A 17,756-nucleotide genomic window follows, 5' to 3' on the forward strand; every position below is an offset into this window, starting at 1 on the left:
GCAGTTTCCTCACGGGCTCGTAAAACCCACAAATGTTAAAAATAAAAACCATTTACAGGTTAATGTTAAATTAATAAGATGTATTTTAAATGCATTATTACGATAATATAAAAGGTGAGTGCTATGTTAGATCCCTAGACTATCGCAACCGTGAAATCCACCCTCCCCTTACTGGCCGCCACCGGGCCGAAGCTGACCGCGCATTTTTATGATCGGATGTTCCGTCATAACCCTGAGCTGAAAGATATTTTCAATATGAGCAATCAGCGTAATGGCGCACAGCGGGAAGCGTTATTCAACGCCATCGCCGCCTACGCCAGCAACATTGATAACCTGCCTGCGCTACTGCCGGCGGTGGAAAAAATCGCCCAGAAGCACACCAGCTTCCAGATCAAACCAGAGCAGTATCAGATTGTGGGCAAACATCTGCTGGCCACCCTGGACGAGCTGTACAGCCCGGGCCAGGAGGTTCTGGATGCCTGGGGAAAAGCCTATGGTGTGCTGGCCGACGTTTTTATTAATCGCGAGGGGCAAATTTATCAGCAGACGGCCGAAAAGACCGGCGGCTGGACCGGTACTCGCCCTTTCCGGCTGGTGAACAAAACCCCGCGCAGTAACGTTATTACTAGCTTCGAGTTCGAGCCGGTTGATGGCGGCAGCGTGGCAGACTATCAGCCCGGCCAGTTCCTCGGGATTTGGTTAAAACCCGCGGGTTTTACCTGGCAGGAAATCCGCCAGTATTCCCTGACCCGTAAACCAGACGGTAAAGGCTACCGGATTGCCGTGAAGCGTGAAAATGGCGGCCTGGTCTCTAGCTGGCTCCATGACCACGCCAACCCCGGCGATGTGGTCAACCTGGTGGCCCCGGCAGGGGATTTCTTTATGCAGGTTGCCACGGATACCCCAGTGACGCTGATCTCAGCAGGGGTTGGGCAAACCCCAATGCTGGCGATGCTGGATACCCTGGCCAGTAGTGGGCATCAGGGCCAGGTCAACTGGCTGCACGCAGCGGAAGATTCAGCCAGCCATGCTTTTGCCGATGAGGTCGCCGCTCAGGGAGCAACCCTGGCGCATTTCACCAGCCACCTCTGGTACCGCCAGCCGGATGAACAGGCTAACGCTACCCACCGGGGATTGATGGATATCGCGGTACTTGGCGAGCAATTACACAACCCGGAGGTGCAGTTCTGGATGTGCGGGCCCATGGCCTTTATGCAGATGGTCGCCGGGCAGCTTACCGCGGCAGGGGTCGATGCCGCACGGGTTCATTATGAGTGCTTCGGCCCCCATAAAGTGATGTGATAGTATGATCGGACAGGCGGGGTGCTCCCGCCTGTATTACTGACTGCGCGACGCGGTGGAATTAGATAGCCGCGTCGTCCTCTTCGCCAGTACGTATACGGACAACCCGGGCAACGTCAAAGACGAAAATTTTACCGTCGCCAATCTTGCCGGTCTGGGCTGTACGAATAATAGTATCGACGCAGGTGTCAACGATATCATCCGGCACCACAATTTCAATTTTCACTTTCGGCAGAAAATCCACCATATACTCCGCACCGCGGTACAGTTCGGTGTGGCCCTTCTGACGGCCAAAACCTTTCACTTCAGTGACGGTCATCCCCGTAATGCCGACTTCCGCCAGCGACTCACGCACATCATCCAATTTGAAGGGCTTAATTATCGCATCAATTTTTTTCATGGTGGATCCTTAAAAACTGCCCTCAGGCTGACAGCGGGCAGAAGAACGCAGCTATGGGCGCACAAATTATCATATTCTGATCAACTTTGCGGCAACAAACTACTCTTTAAAATCGTTGGCATCCAGTTCATGGCGCGACAGCAGCTTGTAAAACTCGGTGCGGTTTCGCCCCGCCATTCTGGCGGCCTGGGTCACATTACCTTTGGTTATCTGTAAGATCTTACGCAGGTAGTTAAGCTCAAACTGGTTACGCGCCTCGGCGAAGGTGGGCAACACAGTGTTTTCCCCTTCCAGCGCCTGCTCTACCAGAGCGTCATTAATCACCGGTGCCGAGGTCAGCGCCACGCACTGCTCAATCACGTTCACCAGTTGGCGCACATTGCCCGGCCAGGAGGCGGCCATCAGACGCTTCATCGCGTCGGTGGAAAAACTGCGCACAAATGGCTTACTGCGGTCGGCAGTCTGGCGCAGTAAATGGTTAGCCAGCAGGGGAATATCCTCCGCGCGCTCCTGCAATGCAGGCAGTTTCAGGCTGACAACGTTTAACCGGTAGTAAAGATCTTCACGAAATTCATTACGCGCCATCGCTTTGGGGAGATCCCGGTGGGTGGCAGAGATAATCCGCACATCAATATCAATATCGTGATTGCTCCCCAGCGGACGGACCTTACGCTCCTGGAGGACCCGCAGCAGCTTCACCTGCAGCGCGGCGGGCATATCGCCTATCTCATCGAGGAACAGCGTCCCCCCCTGGGCGGTCTGGAAAAGCCCTTCACGGCTGCTTACCGCACCGGTAAACGCGCCCCGGGCGTGGCCAAACAGTTCGGACTCCAGCAATTGCTCCGGGAGTGCGCCGCAGTTAATGGCGACAAACGGTTTTTTGTTACGTGGGCTGGCGTGGTGGATTGCCCGGGCCAGCACTTCTTTACCCGAGCCACTGGCACCAGTGATCAGCACGCTGACATCGGACTGGGCCACCAGCCGGGCCTGTTCCAGCAGGCGCAGCATTACCGGGCTGCGGGTCACGATACTGCCGTGCCACTGCTCATCTCCGCCGGTTGCCGTATGGGCCAGCGCATCATTGATTGCACTGTACAGCGCGTCTTTATCCACTGGCTTGGTCAGGAAGCCAAATACCCCCTGCTGGGTGGCGGCCACTGCATCAGGAATCGACCCATGCGCCGTGAGAATAATCACCGGCAGGCCGGGCTGCAGTTTCTGGATCTCACTGAACAGCTGCATGCCGTCCATTTCATCCATCCGCAAATCACTGATCACCAGATCAATTTGCTCACGGCCCAGCACCCGCAGGGCATCCATGCCGCTGGGGGCCGTGGTGACCAGGTAGCCTTCGCTCGTCAGGCGCAAGCCCAACAGCTTCAGCAGGCCAGGATCATCGTCCACCAGTAACAGGCGGGCTGATTTTGCAGGGGTCATGGTTTCTCCTTCACGGAATGGCTATCGCCAGTGGGCGCTATGCTATCGGCAGCGCTGTCAGCATCCGACACTTTTCCACTGTGGCCGCTGTCTGGCGGGTAACTCGTCGCAGGCTTACGGGTGGACAATTGCCGCTCGACATCGGTCAGATTTTGCAGCTTGCGGGTGGTGGTTTCCAGCTGGGCCTGTAAATGGGTTTGTTGCTGGTGCAACCCTTCCAGTTCGGTATCTGTGGTCTGGCGCAGCTTATTATAACGCCCGCGCTCAGCCACCAGCTTCATTTGCAGTTGCTGGCTGGACAGCCAAACCCGGTACAGGGATTGCACAGGGGGAGGGATACTGGCAGAGGTTGCATCCAGCACTGTCATATAGCGCTGACGCTCCTGGGGCGTAATACGCGCATCCGCCAGCAGTATTCCGCGGCGAAACGCCTCCTGCCAGGTGTCATTCTCATGACGATGGGCAATCACCCGGGCCTCTGCCGGGGACAGCCCCCGTGCGCAGTCCATGGCCCGTAGCCAATAGAGCGGGTTCGCCTCTGCGCCGGGGCCTTCAAGCTGCCAGATATTGGTACAGCCAATGGTAAAATAGTCATCAAGCTGGCGCTCCGGCTGGGGCGTCTCGTTTTTCACATTAACAAGGCTGTGAACACCACCGGAGGTACAGCCGGTTACCAGCAGCGAGACCGCAACCGTGGCCCCGACCGTGATAACCCGTTGCCACGCCAGTTGCAGGCGCGACAAAACAGAAAATATGGGTGTCATTTTTTTTCATTCCCGAGGTAAACAGGCAGCAGGATCCGGAAGCAGACATCAGCATCATCGACATCAACCAGCGCGAGCTCGCCGTGCATGCGGCGCACACAGTCTCTGGCAATACTCAGCCCTAAGCCACTCCCCTTGACCGCCCCTTTACGTTGTTGGCTTCCCTGGAAAAAAGGCTCAAAAATCATCTCTTTTTCAGCATCAGGGATCGGATTTCCCGTATTGGTAATCTCAATCTGTAACAGATTACCCGTCACCCGACTGCGGATGCCGATGGTACCGGATTCACGGCCATAGTGCACCGCATTGGAATAGAGATTATCCAGCACGCTAAGTAATAATTGTGGTTCCGCCAGGCACGGCTCTGGCGCCAGTTCACACTGGGTGTGCATCATTTTTGCCCGGGCGGGCAAACTGTGAGCGGCAATAACCTGGTCGGTAAGCGGCGCTAATACTACCGGCTCCAGTTGTACCGCGCCATTGGCTAATTTACGGTTGTAGTCCAGCAATTGCTCAATCAACTTTTGCAGGTTGCGGCTGCTCTCATCCAGGATATCGACCACTTCTTTTTGTTCGGGGGTTAATGGGCCAACCACTTGATCAACCAGCAGTTCTGTTCCTTCCCGCATACTGGCAAGCGGGGTTTTCAGCTCATGGGAGATATGGCGCAAAAACTGGTGGCGCTGGGCCTCCAGCCAGGCCAGGCGCTCCCCCAGCCAGATGATACGCTTGCCCACGGAGCGCAACTCACGGGGGCCTTTAAAATGCATATCCAGGCCAAGGGACTCCCCTTCCCCCAGCCGGTTGATCATGGACTCAATGGCTTTAACCGGGCCGATAATCATCCGGGTGAACAGCATCACCAGCCCAAGGGTTATCAGAAACAACACCAGCGCCTGCCAGCCAAAAAACTGACCGCGCTCCGCAATGGCCTGCTGTAGCTGCTGGCCGTGGGAGTAAACCACTGCCCGCATCGCCTGCACCATCTGGGCGTTGGTGTCGGCAAAATGCTCCAGTTGGGCCGCTGCTGCGGGTGTCGGGATACTGTTAACGCACTTAACCTCGGCCAGGCTATCCAGGTTGTCACGCAGGGTCTGCCAGATGTGGTTATCCGGTAGCACGCCGGCCTGGGCATCCAGCATCTGAGCGTAGTGGCGGCGCTGATCCTGATAAACCCTGGCCAGGGTAGCATCATCCAGCACACAATACTGCCGATAGCTGCGCTCCATCTCCAGCGCGGCATTGGTCATCGCCTCACTGCGCCGGGCTTCTACCAGGGTCATCCGGTTGGTCTGTGCGGCCTGATCGCTCAGGGAGTTAAGGCTTTGCCATGCCTGCCATGCCAGCACCAGTAACGGTGCCAGCACCAGAATAAACGCCATCATGACGACCTGGCGCAGCGATCGGGGGAATAACGACCAGCGTTTCAAGACCACAGCCTCTGTGAGTAGGACAGAATGATGCTAACCGGGTGACCGGAAAGAGAAAACGCAGGAATAATAGCAGAAATAATAAAGGCAGCGCCTCTGCGCTGCCTTTATTATGGAATCAGGCGGTGCCTTACTCAACGTTTCGCCCGATGGCTGATAAACCGGTTATCAGAAGCTGGACGGCAGGCACCTTTGAGTGCGTCATTCGGTGTTTTATGTAGCAATAACCGGGCGTTCCGGCGCTGACATAAGGAGGTGAATGAGCCACTGCACTGGTTAATGCACGTAGCGTGCCATCTTTTTATATTTATTTAATCAATTGATTTTTAAACAATTAATATCAGTCCGTTCTGCGCCCCGCCCGCCACCACTGTCGCCATTTAGAGACACCTCAGGCAATAATTCAATAATCCCATATATTTCATGTAATTAAATGTCTCCAAATAACGACACCGCAAAACAGGCCTGTCGCCAATATAAGACAATCTGCGGGCATAAAAAAGCACGCCGCAGCGTGCTTGTTATTTCATCAGGCGGGCAACTTAGCCCAATTGTTTGCGGGCGTTACGGAAAATCCGCATCCACGGGCTGTCCTCACCCCACTCCGCCGGATGCCAGGAGTTACTTACCGTACGGAACACGCGTTCCGGGTGCGGCATCATAATAGTAACCCGGCCATTTTCGGACGTGACGGCGGTAATACCGTTTGGTGAACCGTTCGGGTTCGCCGGGTAGTTCTCGGTCACGTGGCCAGCATTATCCACGTAGCGCAGCGCCACCAGCCCCTTGCTCTCCAGCGCCGCCAGATGGGCGGCATCACGCACTTCGACGCGGCCTTCCCCGTGGGAGACGGCGATAGGCATCCGCGAGCCTTCCATCCCCTGCAGCAGCAGAGACGGGCTGGCCGCCACCTCGACCAGGCTGAAGCGCGCTTCAAAACGGTCAGACGTGTTGCGTACAAAACGCGGCCACAGATCACTGCCCGGGATCAGCTCCCGCAGGTTGGACATCATCTGGCAGCCATTACATACCCCGAGCGCCAGGGTCTGCGGGCGATGGAAGAAGGTTTCGAACTCATCACGCACCCGGTTGTTAAACAGGATGGATTTTGCCCAGCCCTCCCCGGCCCCCAGCACATCCCCGTAGGAGAAGCCGCCACAGGCGACCAGTGCCTGGAAGTCGGCCAGCCCACGCGCACCGGAGAGTAAATCACTCATGTGAACGTCAATGGCATCAAACCCGGCACGGTGGAACGCTGCCGCCATTTCAACATGGGAGTTAACCCCCTGCTCACGCAGGACCGCCACCCGGGGACGGGCGCCGGTAGCAATAAACGGTGCCGCCACATCCGCGCTGATGTCATAGGTCAGCGCCACATTGAGTCCTGGATCCTGCTGATCTTTCTTGGCGTCGTGCTCCTGATCGGCACACTGCGGATTGTCCCGCAGGCGCTGCATCTGCCAGGTGGTTTCTGCCCACCAGATACGCAGGGTGCTGCGGCGCTCGCGGTACAGCACCTGTTCCCCGGCGCGGACGGTGAAATTATCCCCGGCAACGGCGTTACCCAGCCAGTGGCAGCAATCCCCCAGGCCATGATCCTGAAGCAGCTGCATGACCTGTTCACGATCCTGTCCGGCAACCTGGATAACCGCACCCAGCTCTTCATTAAACAGCGCCGCCAGATGATCATCACCCAGCCCGGCAATATCAACCTCAATGCCGCAATGGCCGGTAAAGGCCATTTCTGCCAGGGTCACCAGCAGGCCGCCGTCTGAGCGGTCGTGGTAGGCCAGCAGTTTCTGTGCCGCCACCAGCGCCTGGATAGCCTCGTAGAAACCTTTTAACTGCGCGACATCACGCACATCGGCCGGTTTCTCACCCAGTTGCCGGTAGACCTGCGCCAGCGCGGTCGCCCCAAGGGCGTTATGCCCCTTACCAAGATCAATCAGCAATAAGGCGTTATCGGCAGTAGAAAGCTCAGGGGTCACGGTGCGGCGCACGTCGTCCACCCGGGCAAAGGCGGAAATCACCAGCGACAGCGGTGACGTCATCTCCCGCTGTTCTTCACCCTGCTGCCAGCGGGTTTTCATCGACATCGAATCTTTACCCACCGGGATTGTCAGCCCCAGCTGCGGGCACAACGCTTCACCTACGGCCTTCACCGCGGCGTACAGGCCCGCATCTTCTCCCGGGTGCCCGGCGGCGGCCATCCAGTTAGCGGATAACTTAATCTGTTTGATATCGCCAATCTGTGTCGCGGCAATATTGGTCAGCGCCTCTCCCACCGCCAGGCGGGCAGAGGCAGCAAAGTCGAGCAGCGCAACCGGCGCCCGCTCACCGATTGCCATGGCCTCACCATAATAGCTGTCGAGGCTGGCCGTTGTGACTGCGCAGTTCGCGACCGGGATCTGCCACGGTCCGACCATCTGGTCCCGGGCCACCATACCGGTTACCGAACGGTCACCGATGGTTATCAGGAAGGTTTTTTCCGCCACCGCCGGCAGGTGCAGCACGCGGTTCACCGCGTCAGCCAGGGAGATCTCCTCCCGGTGCAGGGGCTGGCCCTTCGCTTGCAGACGCTCAACATTACGCGTCATTTTCGGGGTTTTGCCCAGTAACACATCCAGCGGCATATCGATGGGCTGATTGTTAAAGTGCTGGTCATTCAGGGTCAGATGCAGCGCTTCAGTGGCTTCACCGATAACCGCATAGGGAGCGCGCTCCCGGCGGCATAACGCATCAAACAGCGCCAGTTGCTCCGGCGCCACCGCCAGGACATAACGCTCCTGGGATTCGTTACACCACACTTCCAGCGGGCTCATTCCCGGCTCATCACTAAGAATGTCGCGCAGTTCGAAGCGCCCGCCGCGCCCGCCATCGCTGACCAGCTCCGGCATGGCGTTGGACAGCCCCCCCGCCCCCACATCGTGAATAAACAGGATAGGGTTGGCATCACCCAACTGCCAGCAGCGGTCAATCACTTCCTGGCAACGGCGTTCCATTTCAGGGTTATCGCGCTGTACCGACGCGAAATCCAGATCGGCATCGGACTGGCCAGAGGCCATTGAGGACGCGGCGCCGCCCCCGAGGCCAATGTTCATTGCCGGCCCACCCAGCACAATCAGTTTCGCACCAACGGAAATCTCGCCTTTCTGAACGTGTTCCGCGCGAATATTCCCGATGCCGCCCGCCAGCATAATCGGCTTATGGTAGCCGCGCAGTTCGCTGCCGTTGTGGCTGTCCACCCGCTCTTCATAAGTCCGGAAATAGCCGTTAAGGGCCGGACGGCCGAATTCGTTGTTAAACGCCGCCCCACCCAGCGGGCCTTCCGTCATAATATCCAGGGCGGAAACAATACGGTCCGGTTTGCCAAAATCTTCTTCCCAGGGCTGTTCAAAGCCCGGGATGCGCAGGTTAGAAACCGAGAAGCCCACCAGCCCGGCTTTCGGTTTCGCGCCGCGCCCGGTGGCGCCTTCATCACGGATCTCACCACCGGAGCCGGTAGCGGCCCCCGGCCACGGGGAAATGGCGGTCGGGTGGTTGTGGGTTTCCACCTTCATCAGGATATGGGCGGCTTCCTGATGGTAGTCATAGCGCTGCCCGTCGTGCTGAGCAAAAAAGCGCCCTACCTGTGAGCCTTCCATCACCGCGGCATTGTCTTTATAGGCAGACAGCACGTGGTCCGGGGTTTTCTCGAAGGTGTTTTTAATCATTTTAAACAGCGATTTAGGCTGCTGTTCGCCGTTGATGACCCAGTCGGCGTTAAAAATTTTGTGACGGCAGTGCTCAGAGTTCGCCTGGGCAAACATATAGAGTTCGATGTCGTTCGGATTGCGACCCAGGGAGGTAAATGCCGCCAGCAGGTAGTCAATTTCGTCTTCGGCCAGCGCCAGACCCAGACGCAGGTTCGCGTCAACCAGTGCCTGTCGGCCCTGCCCCTGGATATCAACTGCCTGCACCGGCGCGGGCTCGCGGTGGCTGAACAGTTGTTCCGCCTGGGACAGAGCGCTAAATACGCTCTCCATCATCCGGTCATGAAGCATGCCACTCACCTGCTGCCACTGCGCGGTGGTCAGCTCAGGGGCGTCCACATACCAGGCCACGCCGCGTTCAAGGCGTGTAATCTGGTTAAGCCCGCAGTTATGGGCAATATCCGTTGCTTTTGAAGACCAGGGAGAAATCGTACCCGGACGGGGGGTAACCAGAATAAGCCGGCCATCAGGCGTATGTTCCGCCAGGTGCGGGCCGTACTTCAGCAAACGCTGTAATCGGGCATACTCTTCTGGTGTTAAGGCACCCGCCAGATCGGCAAAGTGCATGTATTCAGCGTAAATTGCAGTTACCGGAAGATTGGCGGCCTGGAAACTGGCCAGCAGCTTGTTAATACGGAAAGCAGACAAAGCGGGCGAACCACGCAGAATTTCCATCATCAGATCTCTCGTCTTCAGGGCGCCAGGGGACGCTCACAGGGGCGCAAGGGGGAAAACGAGCGCCATTATAGAGAATACTGCGCCGCGACGAAACCGTTTGCGTAGAAATAAAATCACTCTGGCACGTTAAGCTATCTGTGCACTCATTTCCGCAAACAGTTGCCAGATGTAGCAAAATTAAGCAAAATGCCGTCCATTCGTGCCAGTACCCCCATTATTCCCCGGGTCGGCAATGTGCGGGTTCCGTCAACGCGCCCCTGATTTTGGCGCTTCTCTGAAATACGCCCCCGCGAATAACAGATACCATCCCCCTGTACCTCTCGTTATCAATCAGGACAGTTGCCAGGCAGAGATTACCCAAAGTGAAAACACGTAAAGCGAATTATCTGCTGACTGGTGTCATTGCCGTGCTGCTGGCGCTTGCGCTATGGCCTGCGGTGTCCTGGATGACCCCGGACGATAACCGCATCGCGGCAATACAGTCCCGGGGGGAGCTGCGCATCAGTACCATCAATACTCCCCTGACCTGGTCCCGGCAACCCAATGGCGATATTGCCGGCCTGGATTATGAGCTGGCACAGCAGTTTGCCCGCTGGCTGGGGGTGAAACTCAAGGTAACGGTACGGGATAATATCTCCCAGGTGTTTGATGATCTGGACAGCGGTAACGCCGATATGCTGGCCGCCGGTCTGGTCTATAACCACGAACGCAGCCGCCATTATCGCCAGGGCCCGGCGTTTTATTCCGTCTCTCAACAGGTGGTGTATCGGGTGGGCAATAAGCGCCCCCGCTCACTGGCAGATATCGCACCGGGCCAGTTATCCGTGGCCCCGGGGGTGTCAGTCATCAGCCAGCTCAACCGCCTGCAGGCAACCAAATACCCGGATTTACGCTGGCAAGTTGCGCACGGGGGCGGTGCCAACCATTTGCTACAGCACGTGGCTGATGGCGAGCTGGACTACACCATTGCCGATTCCGTGGCGATTGCTATCTTTCAGCGCATTCACCCGCAAATCGCTGTAGCCCTTGATGTCACCGATGAGCAGCCCGTCACCTGGTTCAGCCGCCGGGATAATGACGACAGTCTGAGCGCCGCCCTGCTGGGATTTTTCAACAACATCAATGAAAGTGGCACCCTCGCCAGGCTGGAAGAGAAATACCTTGGCCATGTCGGGGAGTTCGATTATGTCGATACCCGCACTTTTTTACGCTCTGTTGATACCGTATTACCGGAGCTGCAACCGCTGTTCGAGAAATACGCCACCCATTTTGACTGGCACCTGCTGGCGGCGATGTCATACCAGGAATCCCACTGGGATACCCAGGCCTCTTCCCCCACCGGGGTCCGCGGGCTGATGATGTTAACCCGCAACACCGCCCAAAGCCTGGGCGTGGCTGACCGGCTTGATGCAGAAGAGAGTATTCGCGGCGGGGCGCAGTATTTGCAGGATATGATCAACAAAGTGCCGGACACGGTACCCGAAAGCGAACGCATCTGGTTTGCCCTGACCGCCTACAATATTGGCTATGCCCATATGCTCGATGCCCGGGCACTCACCGCGAAGCTAAAAGGTAACCCGGATAGCTGGGCCGATGTGAAGACCCGGCTGCCGCTGCTGAGCCAGAAAAAATGGTACAGCAAAACCACCTATGGCTATGCCAGAGGGCATGAAGCTTACGACTATGTGGAGAACATCCGTAAATACCACCAGAGCCTGGTGGGATACTTGCAAGAACGCCAGAAAAGGGCCAGCGCTAACCGGCAGCTGGCCAATAGCTATCCGGTGGTCAGCCCTGATGAGTTATTGGGCCAGGATCGCGATTCGCTATTTTCAGTGCTTTTTTCTCCTTACGTCTCATTCGGAAAAAATCACTCAATAACGCCGAACACTCGGTCGCCATCACGCCCTCAATAACCTCAACCTGGTGATTCATCCCCGGGTGATTCAGCACATCCATTAATGACCCTACCGCCCCGGTTTTCGCATCCCTGGCGCCAAAAACCAGGGTGCCAATGCGGCTGTGCACCATGGCCCCGGCACACATCACACAAGGCTCGAGGGTGACGTAGAGCGTGGCCTCCAGCAGGCGGTAATTTTGCAAAATCATCCCCCCCTGGCGCAGGGCCATAATTTCCGCATGGGCGGTAGGATCGTGTTTGCCTATCGAGCGGTTCCAGCCCTCGCCAATCACCTGGTTGTTATGGACCAGCACCGCGCCCACCGGCACCTCTCCCTCTTGCCAGGCACGCTGTGCCAGGGTAAGGGCGTGGTTCATCCAGTATTCATGGGAAAAAGTCGGCGTTGTCACGTTGGTCACTCTCAGCTAGGGCAATTACCAGGCCGCGCATTATATATCGGGCCCGGTAAAATGGTAGCAGAGGTTATTTGGTTTGGGTGAGCTCGCCCTGGGGGGAGACACGCCAGCAGTGTTCGCAGTAGGCCATCAGCGGGTTATCGTGGTTGCTGTCGCTATAACCGCTGTATAACCGTAAGGGGGAGCCGATACGCCGTTCAAGCTGGGCGACTTTCTCATGACCAAAACAGCGCAGCGGCAGGGCCCAGCCACCGTTGCAGCGGGCCATCTGGCTGGTTATCACTTTCACCCGCGGTAGCCAGGCGGTGTCCCGGTAGACCCCTCTTACCAGCGGTTCTGGTGAACCGGTAATCAGCCAGACATCTGCATCGGTACTGTCCAGATACGCCATCAGGCGCGCCTGTACTGCGGGGAAGGTCACCACCTGGCTGCGGAACCAGGCTATAAACGCCTCCTGCCGGGCATTCAGCCAGGCATCGCTGTGCCCAAAGGTGGTGGCCCACAACAGCAGACTGATGGGCCAGCGCGCCGCGACCCCGCCCATCAGTAGCCCGATAAAAATGATCGGTAGCAAAAACAGCACCAACAGGCTATTCAGCGGCGAGCGCCGTAACAACCACCAGATAAAAGAACCGAGCATATCCTGGCGGTGCAAAGTCCCATCAAGATCAAAAAAAACCACCCGCCGCGTCTGTTGCGCCAACTGCTACTCCTCCGGATCGGTGAACCCTATTACCCAGGTAAAGATAAACCCGGCAATCACTGCCGCCAGATAGCCTACCAGATATGGCAGCACTTTTCCGGCCGCAATGGTCAGCGCCATCGGCAACCCGGACAGGCCAAAGGTAATCACCGTCGCCACCTTCCAGTAGCACACCAGCGCCCCGCCAACGGCGCCCCCCAGGCAGGCGGCAATAAAGGGTTTGCCCAGCGGCAGGGTAACACCGAAGATCAAGGGCTCGCCGATCCCCAGCAGGCCCACCGGGAGCGCCCCTTTAATCACGGTTTTCAGCCGTTGGTTACGGGTTTTCAGTAAAATAGCCAGCGCCGCGCCAATCTGCCCGACACCGGCCATGGCCAGGATAGGCAGCAGCGGGTTCATGCCGTGGGCCTGTACCAGTTCAACATGAATCGGCACTAACCCTTGATGCAGCCCTGTCAGCACCAGCGGCAGGAAGGCCGCTGACAATACCGCCCCCATCATTGCCCCACCCTGATTAATCGCCAGGTTAGCGCCGTGGGTTATCACATCGGAAATCCATCCCCCCAGCGGTTGCAGAACAACAATCGCCAAAGAGGCGGTAATCAACGTGGTCAGAAGTGGGTTAAGGATCAGCTCAAGGGACTCCGGCAAGCGGGCGCGGAACCACTTTTCGATGTAGCACATCATGGCCACCACCAGCAGTACGGCAATAACCCCGCCCCGCCCGGGTTGCAGCGCTTCACCAAATAGCGTGATGGAGGACAGTTGCGGGCTGGAGAGTATCCCGGCCATCACGCCCCCCATCGCCAGCGAGCCGCCGAAGACTTTAGCGGTATTGACCCCCACCAGAATGTTCATAATGGCAAATACCGCACTGCCGAAAACGGCCAGCAAGCGCAGCAAATTCGGGTAATCGCCAGCAAAGCTGCCGACCACATCCTCCCTGCTCAGCAAATTCACAATCCCGGTGATCAGACCCGAGGCGATAAACGCCGGAATAAGCGGAATAAAAACATTGGCCAGTTTACGCAGCGCATCGCTCATCGGCGCTTTGTAGCGGGCTTTAGCGGCATCCCGTACCCGGGAGGCATCCCCGGTCGCTATCGGTGCGACAGGGTTGCTTTGCAGCAGCGCCCGCATACTGTCCACCACTTTGGCGGCCTTACCCGGCCCCACAATAAACTGGTGCTGCTCCCCTTGTTTCACATAACCACTGATGCCCGGTAAGGCTTTCAGGCGAGGGATATCCAGTTGAGCGTCATCATGCAGTTCGATCCGCACGCGGGTCATACAGTTTTCCAGCCGGGAGATATTGCCATTCCCCCCGATACCGCACAGAATTTCACTCGCCAGTGTCGTATTTTTATCCATCGCCTGCTCCTTTACTCGCTTATTGCGGCACGCAGAAAGCCATCATGGCGGGCAAGACGTTCGCGCGCCATCTCGGCATCCAGGCCGGTTAATACCATCAGAATGGCCGGTTTCACGGCAAAATCAGTCTGTTTCAGCGCGGCTTCAGCCTCGTCGCGGCTTACCCCGGTGGCCTGAATGACCATTCGGCAGGCGCGATCCACCAGCTTGAGATTGGTGGCCTGCATATCCACCATCAGGTTTTGATACACTTTACCGCTCTTCACCATTGCCCCGGTTGAAATCATATTGAGCACCAGTTTTTGTGCCGTACCGCTTTTCATCCGGGTGGAACCGGTCAGTGCTTCTGGCCCCACCACCGGAGAGATGGCAATGTCCGCCAATTGCGCGATGGCGGAGCCGGGGTTACAGGAGATGGCCACCGTCGGGCAACCGATGCTGTGGGCATATTTCAGGCCGCCGATAACATAGGGGGTACGGCCAGATGCCGCCAGGCCAACCACCAGATCCTGGGCCGTCAGGTTAAGATCGCGCAGATCCCCCTCCCCCAGCGCTTCACTGTCTTCGGCCCCTTCAACTGCTTTAAGCATCGCGCCCGGGCCACCGGCAATCAGGCCCACCACCAGACCATGGGGCACCCCAAACGTCGGTGGGCATTCAGAGGCATCGAGAACCCCAAGCCGGCCACTGGTACCGGCCCCCATATAGATAAGGCGGCCCCCCTGTTTTATCGCCTGAGCGGCCGCATCAACCGCACGGGCAACATCGGGCAGGGTGGCTTTTACCGCCCCGGCCACCAGTGCATCCTGCTGGTTAAAACGCTCCACCAGTGCCAGAGTAGACAACGCATCAAGATCCATCGTGTCCTGGTTGCGGGTTTCAGATATCAGTGAGCCAAGATTCATTTTGCACCTTTGAATATTTAATTCATAATCAGGCAGTATAATGGAATATAAAATTAATCATGGCGAGAACATTTCCGCCAATCAGCCACCAGGATCACGTAACTGACTTTCCGGAGAATGAAATGAACTGCCTGACACGTATCCGCCAGCGTTTTTCTTCACTGACGCAAAGTGACCGAAAACTGGCTAAATATGTGCTGGATAATCCGGTACAGGCACTGCACATGAGCTCACAACAGCTGGCGAATGCCGCGGATGTCAGCCAGTCCAGCGTGGTGAAATTTGCCCAGAAGATGGGCTATAAAGGCTACCCGGCTCTGAAAATATCCCTCAGCGAGGCGCTCGCCACCGCCCCGGCCACGCCGTCTGTCTCGGTGCATAACGCTATCCTTGGTGACGATCCACTGCGGGTAGTGGGTGAAAAGCTGATCAAAGAAAACATCGCGGCAATGCACGCCACCCTCGACGTGAATAGCGAAGATAAACTGCTGCATAGCGTCGCCATGATCCGTCATGCCCGCCGTATCCTGCTGGTTGGGATCGGCGCTTCCGGGTTGGTTGCCAAAAACCTTGCGTGGAAACTGATGAAGATTGGCGTTAACGCCGTCGCTGAACAGGATATGCACGCCCTGCTGGCGACCGTCCAGGCCATGAGTAGTGACGATCTGTTACTGGCAATCTCCTACAGTGGGGAGCGCCGGGAGATCAATCTGGCAGCGGATGAGGCCAGCAATGTCGGCGCGCAGATTCTGGCGTTAACCGGCTTCCATCCTAATGCGCTACAGCAGCGGGCCACCCATTGCCTGTACACCATTGCCGAGGAGCAGGCCACACGCAGCGCGGCTATCTCTTCTACCAGCGCCCAAATGATGTTAACCGATCTGTTATTTATGGCGCTGATCCAGCAGGATCTGGATCATGCCCCGGAACGTATTCGCCACAGCGAGGCATTAATGAAAAAGCTGGTTTGATAACGGATAGGCCTGGGGGGTGTCCTGTTGGTGAAAGCCGCGTATAATACCGGCCCTGTTTCGCGTTACTGAGATTTCCCCATGGCACTGCTGATTACCAAAAAATGTATTAATTGTGATATGTGGAACAAGAGCGATAAACAACAATAATTTCAATGCAATAGGATTGTGTGTTATTGATTGCGTTGCTGGATTTTGAGAGGGAAAATTTTCAATAAAAGCCCAGCAACACAAAATCTTAAAGAGATTCAGCTACCGGAAACTTCTTGTACAGCGTTGATATTCCTATTCCGTATACACCAGAAACATATTGTCTGCTCGCACCATCTGCGATTAGCCTCCCCATTTCTTCCCATTGTTCATTGGTAAATTTCGGACGCCGTCCACCGACACGACCTTTTGATCTAGCTACAGCCAAGCCCGCTAAAGTGCGTTCACTATTAAGGTCGGATTCGTATTGTGCCGCAGAGAGGATGTTGCGAAAGTTATAGCGACCACTGGCTGTTTTGAGATCAACACCATCGGTAATACTTCGGAAGTTAATGCCCTTCTCCTGTAGTTGCTGAAACATCAGCAGCGCATGTAAAACGTTACGCCCAATCCTGTCCAGCTTCCAGACCACCAACTCATCTCCCGTATGCATAGCCGTAATTAGGCGCTTCAGTACGGGCCGGTTTGATTTTCTACCGCTGGCATGCTCTTCCATTATTTGTTCGCACCCTGCTGATTCGAGCGCGATTCGCTGAAGTTCGGTGTCCTGGTGGTTTGTTGATACTCGGGCATAGCCGTAAATCATGGGTATTTCTCCTGTTGTGAAAACAGGAGAAACGGCGAGAGATCGCCAGATACTTGAGGGTTTTAAAAAGGTTGGTTTGGGAACAGGGCTTACCGGCATTGTTGGGCAGTCCAGAAATGCGGCGATGAGAATAACTGCTGCCAGCTCTACAGCAACATGGACAGCAGACGAGTTAGTCGTTGAAACAGCGATTGGTGGCACTCAGTACAGACTGAATAATTTATCTCTGTCGATTAATCTTGCCACGACTGGCGCTGGCGGTATGGATACCGGAGCAGCTCCGGCATCGGGTTTTGTCGCAATTTATGCAATCTATAATCCGACAACGAAGACAACTGCTGCCCTTGCGGTTAACGTAACATCAGCAAAAGCTCCGGAAGTGTATGGCGGATCAAATATGCCTGCTGGTTACACAGCCAGCGCACTTATTGCTGTATGTGGCACCAATTCCAGTGGGCAACTCCTACCTGGTCTGTTGACTGATAGAACATGGATGACGCCTCGCACCATTGTTCTAAATGTGACTGTACAGAATTCATCGTGGACATCAATGACGCTTGCCGCGATGGTTCCGCTTAACGCAAAGCGTGTTATGGGCGATCTGGCTGGAGCGACTAACTTAGGAAATATTACAATGGGGGGGGCCGGAGATTCTACAAATGCAATCGGCGCATCATGGCCTACCTATTATTTAATTGGGCAATGTCCATTTGATGTTGAGCTATCCAGCCCACAGACGATGTACTATTTAAACACTATGGCTTCAGGTTCAACAATTTCATTTCAAGTTTTTGTCAAGGGTTATGTTTTTTGAGGAACATTTTATGTCAAAAGTGGCTTTGTTGAATAAATCAGATTTCGGGTAAGTCTCCCCCGTAGCGGGTTGTGTTTTCAGGCAATACGCACACTTTCAGGCATACCTGCTTTCGTC

General features: G+C 56.2%; 13 protein-coding genes and 1 pseudogene. 4 read left to right on the forward strand and 10 right to left on the reverse strand.

Annotated elements, in window-relative coordinates:
- Positions 1 to 141 precede the first annotated feature (141 nt).
- Positions 142 to 1,302 carry an NO-inducible flavohemoprotein gene (hmpA, locus tag F9C28_RS12275; RefSeq protein ID WP_332909417.1) on the forward strand — a complete coding sequence of 387 codons (1,161 nt, stop codon included), beginning with the start codon at positions 142 to 144 and terminating at the stop codon, positions 1,300 to 1,302.
- Positions 1,303 to 1,363: 61 nt separating this feature from the next.
- On the opposite strand, the gene glnB is transcribed toward hmpA, so the two are convergent.
- The 5 genes from glnB to purL all read right to left on the reverse strand — a co-directional run bounded on the left by glnB (position 1,364) and on the right by purL (position 9,763).
- Complete coding sequence (gene glnB, locus F9C28_RS12280; protein ID WP_199015656.1) at positions 1,364 to 1,702, reverse strand: nitrogen regulatory protein P-II; 339 nt, start codon at positions 1,700 to 1,702, stop codon at positions 1,364 to 1,366.
- 99 nt (positions 1,703 to 1,801) lie between these two features.
- Positions 1,802 to 3,139, reverse strand: a complete 1,338-nt coding sequence (gene glrR / locus F9C28_RS12285; protein WP_199015657.1) for a two-component system response regulator GlrR — start codon at positions 3,137 to 3,139, stop codon at positions 1,802 to 1,804.
- Positions 3,136 to 3,903 carry a two-component system QseEF-associated lipoprotein QseG gene (qseG, locus tag F9C28_RS12290; RefSeq protein ID WP_199015658.1) on the reverse strand — a complete coding sequence of 256 codons (768 nt, stop codon included), beginning with the start codon at positions 3,901 to 3,903 and terminating at the stop codon, positions 3,136 to 3,138. Before qseG ends, glrR begins: the two co-directional genes overlap by 4 nt.
- Positions 3,900 to 5,333: a sensor histidine kinase gene (locus F9C28_RS12295; protein ID WP_199015659.1), complete on the reverse strand. Its 1,434-nt coding sequence runs from the start codon at positions 5,331 to 5,333 to the stop codon at positions 3,900 to 3,902. The genes qseG and F9C28_RS12295 overlap by 4 nt, the downstream gene beginning before the upstream one ends.
- A gap of 542 nt (positions 5,334 to 5,875) precedes the next feature.
- Complete coding sequence (gene purL, locus F9C28_RS12300) at positions 5,876 to 9,763, reverse strand: phosphoribosylformylglycinamidine synthase (RefSeq protein WP_199015660.1); 3,888 nt, start codon at positions 9,761 to 9,763, stop codon at positions 5,876 to 5,878.
- Positions 9,764 to 10,125: 362 nt separating this feature from the next.
- On the opposite strand from purL, the gene mltF reads away from it, so the two are divergent.
- On the forward strand, positions 10,126 to 11,679 hold the full coding sequence (gene mltF, locus F9C28_RS12305) for a membrane-bound lytic murein transglycosylase MltF (protein WP_332909416.1): 1,554 nt from the start codon (positions 10,126 to 10,128) through the stop codon (positions 11,677 to 11,679).
- Here the strand turns inward: mltF and tadA are convergent.
- From tadA to murQ, 4 genes and pseudogenes are all read right to left on the reverse strand, one after another.
- Positions 11,573 to 12,040: pseudogene (tadA, locus tag F9C28_RS12310) on the reverse strand (tRNA adenosine(34) deaminase TadA); the annotation flags it as partial. The gene mltF and the pseudogene tadA overlap by 107 nt on opposite strands.
- Before the next feature lie 106 nt (positions 12,041 to 12,146).
- The gene (gene yfhb / locus F9C28_RS12315; protein WP_199015662.1) at positions 12,147 to 12,782 is read right to left on the reverse strand and encodes a phosphatidylglycerophosphatase C; all 636 of its coding nucleotides are present in this window, start codon (positions 12,780 to 12,782) and stop codon (positions 12,147 to 12,149) included.
- A gap of 3 nt (positions 12,783 to 12,785) precedes the next feature.
- On the reverse strand, positions 12,786 to 14,153 hold the full coding sequence (locus F9C28_RS12320; protein ID WP_199015663.1) for a PTS transporter subunit EIIC: 1,368 nt from the start codon (positions 14,151 to 14,153) through the stop codon (positions 12,786 to 12,788).
- Positions 14,154 to 14,164: 11 nt separating this feature from the next.
- Entirely contained in the window at positions 14,165 to 15,058 is an 894-nt protein-coding gene (murQ, locus tag F9C28_RS12325; RefSeq protein WP_199015664.1) for an N-acetylmuramic acid 6-phosphate etherase, read from the reverse strand.
- Positions 15,059 to 15,180: 122 nt separating this feature from the next.
- Between murQ and F9C28_RS12330 the strand changes: the two genes are divergently transcribed.
- Positions 15,181 to 16,029 (forward strand): MurR/RpiR family transcriptional regulator, encoded by an 849-nt coding sequence (locus F9C28_RS12330; protein ID WP_199015665.1) that lies wholly within the window; start codon positions 15,181 to 15,183, stop codon positions 16,027 to 16,029.
- 238 nt (positions 16,030 to 16,267) lie between these two features.
- Here F9C28_RS12330 and F9C28_RS12335 read toward each other — a convergent pair whose 3' ends face one another.
- A complete protein-coding gene (locus F9C28_RS12335) occupies positions 16,268 to 16,825 on the reverse strand; it encodes a recombinase family protein (protein ID WP_199015666.1) in 558 nt (185 codons plus the stop codon).
- Here F9C28_RS12335 and F9C28_RS20145 point away from each other — a divergent pair.
- Positions 16,824 to 17,639, forward strand: a complete 816-nt coding sequence (locus tag F9C28_RS20145; protein ID WP_233149047.1) for a hypothetical protein — start codon at positions 16,824 to 16,826, stop codon at positions 17,637 to 17,639. The genes F9C28_RS12335 and F9C28_RS20145 overlap by 2 nt on opposite strands.
- Positions 17,640 to 17,756 lie beyond the last annotated feature (117 nt).

The organism is Shimwellia pseudoproteus (assembly GCF_016415625.1).
Taxonomy (GTDB): Bacteria; Pseudomonadota; Gammaproteobacteria; order Enterobacterales; family Enterobacteriaceae; genus Shimwellia; species Shimwellia pseudoproteus.

Coding starts and splice junctions, on each gene's coding strand:
- F9C28_RS20145 (WP_233149047.1), top strand. CDS start 16,824: ATGGGTATTTCTCCTGTTGTGAAAACAGGAGAAACGGCGAGAGATCGC.
- F9C28_RS12320 (WP_199015663.1), bottom strand. CDS start 14,153: ATGGATAAAAATACGACACTGGCGAGTGAAATTCTGTGCGGTATCGGG.
- glnB (WP_199015656.1), bottom strand. CDS start 1,702: ATGAAAAAAATTGATGCGATAATTAAGCCCTTCAAATTGGATGATGTG.
- glrR (WP_199015657.1), bottom strand. CDS start 3,139: ATGACCCCTGCAAAATCAGCCCGCCTGTTACTGGTGGACGATGATCCT.
- murQ (WP_199015664.1), bottom strand. CDS start 15,058: ATGAATCTTGGCTCACTGATATCTGAAACCCGCAACCAGGACACGATG.
- qseG (WP_199015658.1), bottom strand. CDS start 3,903: ATGACACCCATATTTTCTGTTTTGTCGCGCCTGCAACTGGCGTGGCAA.
- purL (WP_199015660.1), bottom strand. CDS start 9,763: ATGATGGAAATTCTGCGTGGTTCGCCCGCTTTGTCTGCTTTCCGTATT.
- F9C28_RS12335 (WP_199015666.1), bottom strand. CDS start 16,825: ATGATTTACGGCTATGCCCGAGTATCAACAAACCACCAGGACACCGAA.
- F9C28_RS12330 (WP_199015665.1), top strand. CDS start 15,181: ATGAACTGCCTGACACGTATCCGCCAGCGTTTTTCTTCACTGACGCAA.